Source organism: Pseudomonas sp. PICF6 (assembly GCF_009831705.1).
GTDB classification, from domain to species: Bacteria; Pseudomonadota; Gammaproteobacteria; order Pseudomonadales; family Pseudomonadaceae; genus Aquipseudomonas; species Aquipseudomonas rhizophila.
Map to the genome: position 1 here is coordinate 9,493 of NZ_WUUD01000030.1, position 10,673 is coordinate 20,165.

The 10,673-nt window shown below is 61.6% G+C and carries 10 protein-coding genes; 8 read left to right on the top strand and 2 right to left on the bottom strand.

Annotation, left to right across the window (positions count from 1 at the left end):
• From GSM73_RS27620 to lnt, 5 genes are all read left to right on the top strand, one after another.
• Positions 1-346, top strand: a 346-nt coding sequence (locus GSM73_RS27620) for a TRAM domain-containing protein (RefSeq protein WP_256676998.1), incomplete at its 5' end; no start/stop codon positions are given.
• A 215-nt stretch (positions 347-561) separates the two neighbouring features.
• The gene (locus tag GSM73_RS19810; protein ID WP_047229508.1) at positions 562-1,572 is read left to right on the top strand and encodes a PhoH family protein; all 1,011 of its coding nucleotides are present in this window, start codon (positions 562-564) and stop codon (positions 1,570-1,572) included.
• Positions 1,565-2,023, top strand: coding sequence for an rRNA maturation RNase YbeY (ybeY, locus tag GSM73_RS19815; protein ID WP_047229507.1), 459 nt, complete (start codon positions 1,565-1,567; stop codon positions 2,021-2,023). The genes GSM73_RS19810 and ybeY overlap by 8 nt, the downstream gene beginning before the upstream one ends.
• Positions 2,024-2,063: 40 nt before the next feature.
• Entirely contained in the window at positions 2,064-2,903 is an 840-nt protein-coding gene (locus tag GSM73_RS19820) for an HlyC/CorC family transporter (protein WP_025215634.1), read from the top strand.
• Between the two features lie 27 nt (positions 2,904-2,930).
• Positions 2,931-4,454 (top strand): apolipoprotein N-acyltransferase, encoded by a 1,524-nt coding sequence (gene lnt, locus GSM73_RS19825; protein WP_076383507.1) that lies wholly within the window; start codon positions 2,931-2,933, stop codon positions 4,452-4,454.
• Positions 4,455-4,604: 150 nt separating this feature from the next.
• Here lnt and GSM73_RS19830 read toward each other — a convergent pair whose 3' ends face one another.
• Both GSM73_RS19830 and GSM73_RS19835 read right to left on the bottom strand, forming a co-directional pair.
• Positions 4,605-5,366, bottom strand: a complete 762-nt coding sequence (locus GSM73_RS19830; RefSeq protein WP_160893617.1) for a YdcF family protein — start codon at positions 5,364-5,366, stop codon at positions 4,605-4,607.
• Between the two features lie 103 nt (positions 5,367-5,469).
• The gene (locus tag GSM73_RS19835; protein WP_047229504.1) at positions 5,470-5,790 is read right to left on the bottom strand and encodes a hypothetical protein; all 321 of its coding nucleotides are present in this window, start codon (positions 5,788-5,790) and stop codon (positions 5,470-5,472) included.
• Between the two features lie 293 nt (positions 5,791-6,083).
• On the opposite strand from GSM73_RS19835, the gene leuS reads away from it, so the two are divergent.
• The 3 genes from leuS to holA all read left to right on the top strand — a co-directional run bounded on the left by leuS (position 6,084) and on the right by holA (position 10,461).
• Positions 6,084-8,690: a leucine--tRNA ligase gene (leuS, locus tag GSM73_RS19840; protein WP_047229503.1), complete on the top strand. Its 2,607-nt coding sequence runs from the start codon at positions 6,084-6,086 to the stop codon at positions 8,688-8,690.
• 88 nt (positions 8,691-8,778) lie between these two features.
• Positions 8,779-9,384, top strand: a complete 606-nt coding sequence (gene lptE / locus GSM73_RS19845; RefSeq protein WP_107321820.1) for an LPS assembly lipoprotein LptE — start codon at positions 8,779-8,781, stop codon at positions 9,382-9,384.
• Between the two features lie 39 nt (positions 9,385-9,423).
• Positions 9,424-10,461, top strand: coding sequence for a DNA polymerase III subunit delta (holA, locus tag GSM73_RS19850; RefSeq protein ID WP_047229501.1), 1,038 nt, complete (start codon positions 9,424-9,426; stop codon positions 10,459-10,461).
• Positions 10,462-10,673 lie beyond the last annotated feature (212 nt).

The following is a 10,673-nucleotide window of genomic DNA, read 5'->3' on the forward strand; positions in this document are numbered from 1 at the left end:
GGGTTTCGATTTTTCCTATTCCTTCGTCTACAGCCAGCGCCCCGGCACCCCGGCGGCCGATTTGGCGGACGAGACACCAGAAGAAGTGAAAAAAGAACGGCTCAACGCCTTGCAACATCGCTTGAACCAGCAAGGTTTCGAGATCAGCCGACAGATGGTCGGCTCCGTCCAGCGGATTCTGGTGACCGATTACTCGAAAAAAGACCCGGGCGAATTGCAAGGACGGACCGAAAACAACCGCATCGTCAACTTCCGCTGCGACACTCCGGCCCTGATCGGCCAGTTCGCCGACGTCCACATCGATGCCGCGCAACCGCACTCCCTGCGCGGCTCGTTGGTCCAGTAACACAAAGTTTCCTGTGGGAGCGAGCCTGCTCGCGATAGCTGCGTGACAGTCAATATCGATGTTGAATGTGACGCCGCTATCGCGAGCAGGCTCGCTCCCACAATGGGTTGTGCCAACCCTGTGATCAGATTCGCCTCTTTAAGAGCTTTCGCACCCAGCCTACTGGCGTTATCCTTGATTTCATCTTAATTGCCCCAGGGCGGCTAAAAACGACCTTGAACGCACCCATCGAACCACATCGTTTCATTCTCGAGCCCTTTGAGGCTCGCCGCTTCGCCAATCTGTGCGGGCAATTCGACGAGCATCTGCGCTTGATCGAACAGCGCCTGGCCATCGAGATCCGCAACCGCGGAAACCAGTTCGAACTGATCGGCGAACCCAAGCACACCTCCTCCGCGGAAAACCTGCTGCGCCGCCTCTATCGGGAAACCAAGGGAAGCGAGTTGTCGCCGGACACCGTCCACCTGTTCCTGCAGGAGTCGGCCCTCGAAGAACTCGAGAACCACGCTCCGTCGGAACCTGCCGTGGCCTTGCGCACGAAAAAAGGCATGATTCGCCCTCGCGGCTTGAATCAGCAGCGCTACGTGAAGGAAATCCTGGGCAACGACATCAACTTCGGCATCGGTCCGGCCGGTACCGGCAAGACCTACCTGGCCGTGGCCTGCGCCGTCGATGCGCTGGAACGCGAACAGGTGCGCCGCATCCTGCTGGTGCGTCCGGCGGTTGAAGCGGGGGAAAAACTCGGTTTCCTGCCCGGCGACCTGGCCCAGAAAATCGACCCGTACTTGCGTCCGCTGTATGACGCGCTGTACGAAATGCTCGGCTTCGAATACGTCGCCAAGCTGATCGAACGCCAGGTCATCGAGGTCGCACCGCTGGCTTATATGCGTGGCCGTACGCTGAACAACAGCTTCATCATCCTCGACGAAAGCCAGAACACCACGGTCGAGCAGATGAAAATGTTCCTGACCCGGATCGGCTTCGGCTCCACCGCGGTGATCACCGGGGACATCACCCAGGTCGACCTGCCCCGCGGCACCAAATCCGGGCTGAACCATGTGATCCAGGTGCTCAAGGACGTGCCGGGCATCAGTTTCACGCATTTCATGCCCAAGGACGTCGTGCGCCATCCATTGGTGCAGCGCATCGTCGAAGCCTACGAGCGCTTCGAGAATCATCAGGATGAGCTGGCGACCGCTGAGAAGGGCAATCGCCACGATGCTTGAACTTGACCTGCAACTGGCCAGCGAACGCCCCGCTCCCAGCGAGGCTCAGTTACGCCAATGGTGCGAGCTGGCCCTGCGCCAGCGCAGCGCCGACTCGGAACTGACCATCCGCCTGGTGGACGAGCCCGAAGGCCGCGAGTTGAACCACACCTGGCGGCAGAAAGACTACGCCACCAATGTGTTGTCGTTCCCCGCCGACGTGCCCGACGAACTGCTCGACATTCCGCTGCTGGGCGATCTGGTGATCTGCATCCCGGTGGTGGAGCGCGAAGCGGCCGAACAAGGCAAGACCGCTGAGGCCCACTGGGCCCATCTGGTGATTCACGGCTGCTTGCATCTATTGGGTTACGACCATATAGAAGATGACGAAGCCGAGGAAATGGAATCGCTGGAACGAACGTTGCTTGCAGAGCTGGGTCACCCCGACCCCTACGCCGGCGACGAACACTGATACATCAACCTGTAACGACAAAGGATTCAGAGTAATCGCTATGAGCGAAGATCGATCGAGCAACGGGCAGAAGTCATGGCTGGGCAAGCTCACCCAGGCTTTTGCCCATGAGCCGAAAAACCGCCAGGAGCTGCTGGAGCTGCTGCGCGATGCACACCAGAACAAACTGCTGGACAGCGAAGCGCTGGCCATCGTCGAAGGCGCCATCCAGGTCGCTGACCTGCAAGTGCGGGACATCATGGTCCCCCGTTCGCAGATGGTCAGCATCAAGGCGACCCAGACACCTCGCGAATTCCTGCCCGCCGTGGTCGATTCCGCTCACTCGCGCTACCCGGTAGTCGGCGAGAGCCATGACGACGTCATGGGCGTGCTGCTGGCCAAGGATCTGCTGCCGCTGATCCTTCAGGAGAACGGCGACAGTTTCAACATCAAGGACTTGCTGCGCCCGGCCACCTTCGTGCCCGAGTCCAAGCGCCTGAACGTGCTGCTGCGTGAATTCCGCGCCAATCACAACCACATGGCCATCGTCATCGACGAATACGGCGGCGTGGCCGGGCTGGTCACCATCGAAGACGTGCTTGAGCAGATCGTCGGCGACATCGAAGACGAGCACGACGTCGAGGAAGACAGCTACATCAAACCGCTGCCCAGCGGCGACTTCCTGATCAAGGCCCTGACGCCGATCGAGAACTTCAACGAGTTTTTCGACAGTCAATTCTCCGACGATGAGTTCGACACCGTCGGTGGCCTGGTGATGAGTGCTTTCGGGCACCTGCCCAAGCGCAATGAAACCACGGAAATCGGTTCCTGGCGCTTTCGCATCCTGAACGCCGACAGCCGTCGGATTCACTTGCTGCGCCTGTCACCCATTGCCCGATAAACCCTACAAGACCCGCTAAGGACACACATGCGCTGGACAACCCGCCCCGGCTGGCCCGGTAACCTGCTGGCCATGGCGGCTGGCGCGATCACCACCCTGGCCCTGGCGCCGTTCGACATCTGGCCGCTGGCACTGCTGGCGGTCGGACTGTTCTATGCCGGTCTGCGCGAGCTTTCACCGCGCCAGGCCCTCGGCCGTGGCTGGTGCTTCGGTTTCGGCCTGTTTGGCGCCGGCACCAGCTGGATCTATGTCAGCATTCACAACTTCGGCGGCGCCTCGGTGCTGCTCGCCGGTTTCTTGATGCTGCTGTTCATCGCCGCCATTGCCTGGTTTTTCGCCCTGCCCGCCTGGCTCTGGGCCCGGTGGTTGCGGCGTAACGAAGCTCCGCTGGCCGACGCCTTGGCCTTCGCCGCCCTGTGGCTGGGCCAGGAAGCCTTTCGCGGCTGGTTCCTCACCGGGTTTCCGTGGCTGTATTCCGGTTACAGCCAACTTGACGGCCCCTTGGCCGGCCTCGCGCCGCTGGGCGGGATGTGGCTGATTTCCTTCACCCTGGCCCTCACCGCCGCGCTGCTGTACAACGCGCCACGGTTGATCCGCGCCGGGCGCAAAGGCTTTATCGCAGCGGGCGTGATCCTGCTGATCGGCCCGTGGGTCGCCGGCATGGCGCTCAAAGACCATGCCTGGACCAGCCCTTCGGGTGATGCGCTGAGCGTCGCGGCGATCCAGGGCAACATCGAACAAAGCATGAAGTGGGACCCCGAGCAGCTCAACGCGCAACTGGCGTTGTACCGCGACATGAGTTTTGCCTCCAAACGGGTCGACCTGCTGATCTGGCCGGAAACAGCTGTGCCGGTGCTCAAGGAGTCTGCCCAGGGCTATCTGGACATGATGGGCACCTTCGCTGCCGAGCGAAATTCGGCGCTGATTACCGGCGTTCCGATTCGCCAACTGGTGCACCAGCAGAAGCGTTACTTCAACGGCATCACCGTGACCGGTGAAGGTGACGGCACTTATCTGAAGCAAAAACTGGTGCCATTTGGCGAATATGTGCCGTTGCAGGACATTCTGCGGGGGTTGATCGCGTTCTTCGATCTCCCTATGTCGGACTTTGCCCGAGGCCCGGCCGACCAGCCTTTGCTGCAAGCCAAGGGTTACCAGATCGCGCCGTTCATCTGCTATGAAGTGGTCTACCCGGAGTTCGCCGCCGGCCTCTCGGCGCGCAGCGACCTGCTACTGACCATCAGCAACGACACCTGGTTCGGCACCTCGATCGGCCCGTTGCAACACCTGCAAATGGCGCAGATGCGCGCCCTGGAAGCCGGTCGCTGGATGATCCGCTCCACCAACAACGGCGTCACCGGCCTGATCAACCCCTTCGGCCAGATCACCGTACAGATCCCGCAATTCGAGCGTGGCGTACTGTACGGCGAAGTGGTGCCGATGCACGGGCTGACGCCCTACCTGCAATGGCGCTCGTGGCCGTTGATCATCGTGTGCGTGTTGCTGCTGGGCTGGGCGTTGATGGCGGGACGGATGGCCAAGACGGTTTGATCCCGCTGCGGGCAAACCTCTTGGGGTCAACGAGTTTCCTGTGGGAGCAAGGCTTGCCCGCGATGCAGGCGCCCTGTTCCCACGGCAGGACCGCGTCGTTTTCATCGCGGGCAAGCCTTGCTCCCACAAATGTCCCGCGCCCTCAAATACTCAGCGATAAAACAACCTATACCCCACCTGCCCCACCGCCTCGTTCATCAACTGCCCCGATTGCCAGATCGACTTGAACTCCGGCATCCAGCCGCCCAGCGGGCGGGCATTGTCCTGCCCCAGAAAGCCCACCGGTGCAGGAACCACTTCAAACCCCGAGCGCTCGAAACTCCAGACTGCCCGTGGCATGTGCGACGCATGGGTCACCACCACGACTCGTCTGATGCCCTGCGGCAGCAACATCTCGGCGCTCATCTGGGCGTTTTCCCAGGTCGTGCGACTGCGCCCTTCCTGCCAGCGCACGGTGACACCAAAATCATCGAGCATCGAATCGGCCATCAATTTCGCTTCACTCGGCGGGGAGCCATAGTGCAAGCCGCCGCTGGTCAGCACCGGCAATCCCGATGCTTTGGCCAGTCGTGCCCCATACCGCTGGCGCTCCAGACCGATGCCGGTGGGCTGGTCGGTGCCCCAGGCCAGGTCACCGCGATCGCGGCCCGAGCCGAGCACCACGATGGCATCGGCACGTTGCGCCAGCGTCACCCATTCGCTGCGAGGCAGCGGTGGCTCGCGCTCCAACGCCTTGGCGCTCCATTGCACCACCACAGGCAAACTCATCAGCCAGAAACCGCCCACCCCTGCAATGAAACACAGGCGAGCCAGGCGCGGCCGGGAGTTGCGCCACCACCAGGCAAGCACCAACAGCAGCAAAAGAATGCCGGGCGGCAATAAAAGTTGTTTGATGAAATAGCGAAACGGCATCGGGCATCTCCATAGATGCCCGAAGCCTAGGTGGGTTGACGCAAAGCGACAACAGATTCGAAATAATCTTGAATCAAAAAAAGCGACAAGCGTGAATCCGGCTTTACTTGAACTGCAGTGACCGGACTTTTACAGCATCCCTGGTGGGCGTCCGATCCTTGAGCCATACAACCTTGGCCGAACGGGGCGTATCGAGGCGCTTGAGTAGCTGAGCCCCACTTGTGGGGGCTTGATGCCCGACCTGCTCAAGGTAAGCCTTGACCAGCTCGAACTCTGCGGGGGTCAAGCCACGCAGTTCCAGCTCTGCCGGGCGTTCATCGCGCAAGCGACCGGCGGTTCTTGCAGCGTCCAAGGCCACCCCGAGACGATCGATCAGTTTTTCGTACAACTCAGGTGTAGTTACTTTACGTTGTGATTCAACCATCCCTCACCTCATTGAAGATAAGACTCACTCCCCATTGAGAAGCTTAGCTTCGCTGGGCAAACCGGCAGGGCGCCGCGACCAACGGCCCTGAACAGCGGCCGTCACCGGGTATCGACAATGCCCCGGCACGCAATCAGGGTTTCCCTCGGCAGAGCACGGTCATGTATGCTACGGCGCTTCCTGTAACTCCACTTCCAGCTCGGCTGGGCATCGAAAACGCCGCATCAGGCGTCGTCTGCGTCCAGCATGGCAACGAAGAGGATTGGGCCACCCCATTCAGTACAAAAGTAGCCATGCACGAACACTATCAGCCCCGTGAAATCGAAGCCGCCGCCCAGTCGTTCTGGGACGAGCAAAAGTCCTTTGAAGTCAGTGAACAGCCAGGCAAGGAGACTTACTACTGCCTGTCGATGTTCCCTTACCCCAGCGGCAAGCTACACATGGGGCATGTGCGCAACTACACCATCGGCGATGTGATCTCCCGCTACCAGCGCATGCAAGGCAAGAATGTCCTGCAACCCATGGGTTGGGACGCTTTCGGCATGCCGGCGGAAAACGCCGCGATGAAGAACAACGTGGCCCCCGCCAAGTGGACCTACGAAAACATCGCCTACATGAAGACCCAGCTGCGCAGCCTGGGCCTGGCGGTGGACTGGTCCCGCGAGGTCACCACCTGCAAGCCTGATTACTACCGCTGGGAACAATGGCTGTTCACCCGCCTGTTCGAAAAAGGTGTGATCTACCGCAAGAACGGCACCGTGAACTGGGACCCGGTGGACCAGACCGTACTGGCCAACGAGCAAGTGATCGACGGTCGCGGCTGGCGCTCCGGCGCGCTGATCGAAAAGCGCGAAATCCCGATGTACTACTTCAAGATCACCGCCTACGCGGATGAACTGCTGGAGAGTCTCGACGAGCTGACCGGCTGGCCTGAACAGGTCAAGACCATGCAGCGCAACTGGATCGGCAAGTCCCGGGGCATGGAAGTGCAGTTCCCCTACGACGTCGCCTCCATTGGCGAAGCGGGCAATCTGAAAGTCTTCACCACCCGTCCGGATACCCTGATGGGCGCCACCTATGTCGCCGTGGCCGCCGAGCATCCGCTGGCGACCCTGGCCGCCCGCAACAACCCCGAGCTGCAGGCGTTCATTGCCGAATGCAAAGGTGGCAGCGTCGCGGAAGCCGATGTCGCCACTCAAGAGAAGAAAGGCCTGCCGACCTCGCTGTTCGTCGAGCATCCGCTCACCGGCGAAAAACTCCCGGTGTGGGTCGCCAACTATGTGCTGATGCACTATGGCGACGGCGCCGTCATGGCTGTTCCGGCCCACGACGAGCGCGATTTCGAATTCGCCCACAAGTACAACCTGCCGATCAAGGCCGTGGTGCGTACCAGCGCCGGTGACCAGACCCCGGCGCCATGGCAGGACGCTTATGGCGAACACGGCGAACTGATCAACTCCGGCGAGTTCGACGGCCTGGACTTCCCCGGCGCGTTCGACGCCATCGAAGTGGCCCTGATCAAGAAAAACCTCGGTGCCTCCCGCACCCAGTTCCGCTTGCGGGACTGGGGCATCAGCCGCCAGCGCTACTGGGGCTGCCCGATTCCGATCGTGCACTGCGATACCTGCGGTGACGTACCGGTACCGGAAGATCAACTGCCCGTGGTCCTGCCCGAAGATGTGGTACCCGACGGCGCCGGCTCGCCCCTGGCGCGCATGCCCGAGTTCTACGAATGCAGCTGCCCGAAATGCGGCGCGCCGGCCCGGCGTGAAACCGACACCATGGACACGTTCGTCGAGTCCTCGTGGTACTACGCCCGCTACGCCTCGCCGCACTATGAAGGCGGCCTGGTGGAAAAATCCGCGGCTGACCACTGGTTGCCGGTAGATCAGTACATCGGCGGCATCGAACACGCCATTCTCCACCTGCTCTACGCGCGTTTCTTCCACAAGCTGATGCGTGACGAAGGCCTGGTGAGCTCCAACGAGCCGTTCAAGAACCTGCTGACCCAAGGCATGGTGATCGCCGAGACTTACTATCGTCGCGAAGCCAACGGTGCCTACACCTGGTACAACCCGGCCGACGTCGAACTCGAACGCGACAGCAAAGCCAAGGTCATCAGCGCCAAACTGATCGCCGACGGCCTGCCGGTGGAAATCGGCGGCACCGAGAAGATGGCCAAGTCGAAGAACAACGGCGTCGACCCGCAGTCGATGATCGACCAGTTCGGCGCCGACACCTGCCGCCTGTTCATGATGTTCGCCTCGCCACCCGACATGAGCGCGGAATGGTCCGACTCCGGCGTCGAAGGTTCGCACCGCTTCCTCAAGCGCGTCTGGCGTCTGGCTCAAGCCCACGTCACTCAGGGCCTGCCGGGCAAACTGGACGTCGCCGGCCTGAACGACGAGCAGAAAGCCGTTCGCCGTTCGATCCACCTGGCCATCAAGCAGGCCAGCCATGACGTCGGCCAGAACCACAAATTCAACACCGCCATCGCCCAGGTGATGACGCTGATGAATGTCCTGGAAAAAGCCGCGCAAGGCACCGAACAGGATCGCGCACTGGTTCACGAAGGTCTGGAAGCCGTGACGCTGCTGCTGGCTCCGATCACGCCGCACATCAGCCACGAGCTGTGGAACCGCCTGGGCCACGCTGACCCGGTGATTGACGCCAGCTGGCCGGTGGTGGACGAAACCGCGCTGGTGCAGGACAGCCTGACCCTGGTCATCCAGGTCAACGGCAAGCTGCGCGGCCAGATCGAAATGCCAGCCGCCGCCACTCGCGAAGAAATCGAAGCCGCCGCACGGGCCAATGAAAACGTGTTGCGCTTCGTCGATGGCCTGACGATCCGCAAAGTGATCGTCGTGCCCGGCAAACTGGTCAACATCGTCGCAAGCTAATTGGATCGGGCGCCGGCTTGGGCCGGGCGCCGAATATAACCTGCGGGGCCGCACTGTCGAGCCATAGGGTTTCAAGGGGAGCAACAAGATGATCAAACGTAATCTGCTGGTAATGGGCCTGGCGGTCCTGTTGAGCGCCTGCGGCTTCCAACTGCGCGGCACCGGCACCACCGAGCTGGCCATCACGGAGCTGGACCTCAGCGCCCGGGACGCTTATGGCGAGACCGTGAAGATGCTGCGCGACTCACTGGAAAACAGCGGCGTGAAGGTCTACAACGGCGCGCCGTACAAACTGGTGCTGACCAGTGAACAGCAAAGCCAGCGCAGCCTGAGTTACGCCGGTGCCGGTCGCTCGGCCGAGTACGAACTCAACAACGTCCTGAGCTATGAGATCCGCGGCCAGAACAACCTGGTGCTGCTGGACGACAAACTGCAAGTGCAGAAGGTCTACCTGCACGATGGCAACAACATCACCGGTTCCGACCAGGAGTCGAGCGAAGTGCGTGTCGAAATGCGTCGTGACCTCGTGCAACGCATGATGCTGCGCCTGCAACAACTGAGCCCGGCCCAACTGGACCAGTTGCAGCAGACCGCCGACGCCCGCGCCAAGGCAGAAGCCGACGCACTGGAAGCGGCACGCAAGGCTGAAGCGGAAACCCCGCAACAGTCGCCGATGCAAATCCCCTCTGAATAAGCCTTGCGGGGCGCTCCGGCGCCCCGCTCGCCTTCTCTTATGAAGCTCGCTCCCGCCCAACTCGGCAAACACCTGCAAGGCGCCCTCGCGCCGGTCTACATCATCAGTGGCGATGATCCGCTGCTGTGCCAGGAAGCCGCCGACGCCATTCGCTCTGCCGCCCGTCAGCAAGGCTTCGACGAACGCCAGGTGTTCGCCGCCGACGCCAGTTTCGACTGGGGCACGCTGTTGCAGGCTGGGGCGAGCATGTCGCTGTTCGCGGAAAAACGCCTGCTGGAACTGCGCTTGCCATCCGGCAAACCCGGTGACAAGGGCGCCGCCGCGCTGATCGAATATTGCTCACGGCCGGCTGAAGACACGGTGTTGCTCATCAGCCTGCCAAAACTCGACGGCAGCGCGCAAAAAACCAAATGGGGCAAGGCCCTGGTTGAAGGTCAGCAGACCCAGTTCGTACAGATCTGGCCGGTGGACGTCAGCCAGTTGCCCAGCTGGATCCGCCAGCGCCTGTCCCAGGCCGGCTTATCAGCCAGCCAGGATGCGGTGGAACTGATCGCCGCCCGGGTCGAAGGCAACCTGCTGGCCGCCGCTCAAGAAATCGAAAAACTCAAGCTGATGGCCGAGGGCGGGCAGATCACCGTGGAAACGGTACAGGCCGCTGTGGCCGACAGTGCGCGTTTCGATGTGTTCGGGCTGACCGATGCGATCCTCAACGGTGAAGCCGCCCACGCCCTGCGCATGCTCGAGGGCTTGCGGGGCGAAGGCGTCGAGCCTCCGGTGATCCTCTGGGCCCTGGCCCGAGAGTTGCGCCTGCTGGCCAACCTCTCATTGCAATACAGCCAGGGTGTACCGTTGGACAAGGCTTTCAGCCAAGCCCGTCCGCCGGTGTGGGACAAACGCAAGCCGCTGATGAGCAAGGCCCTGCAACGCTATTCGGCACCGCGCTGGGCGCAACTGCTGCTCGAAGCCCAGCGCATCGATGCGCAGATCAAAGGTCAGGCGGCAGGGTCGCCATGGATGAGCCTGAGCCGCTTGTCGCTGTTGATGGCTGGGCAGCGACTCCCTTTGCCCGCTGAGTAGTCACTCGGCAGAAGCACACTGCATACCTGTGGCGAGGGGATTTATCCCCGCTGGGTTGCGAAGCAACCCCAAAACTAGGCGCCGTGGAGTGTCAGGCAGTTTGTAATGGGGACGCTTCGCGCCCCAGCGGGGATAAATCCCCTCGCCACGGGTCATCTTCCACCACAAGTTGCGTGTCCGTCTGATGACACTTCTTGCACACCCCAGGGACT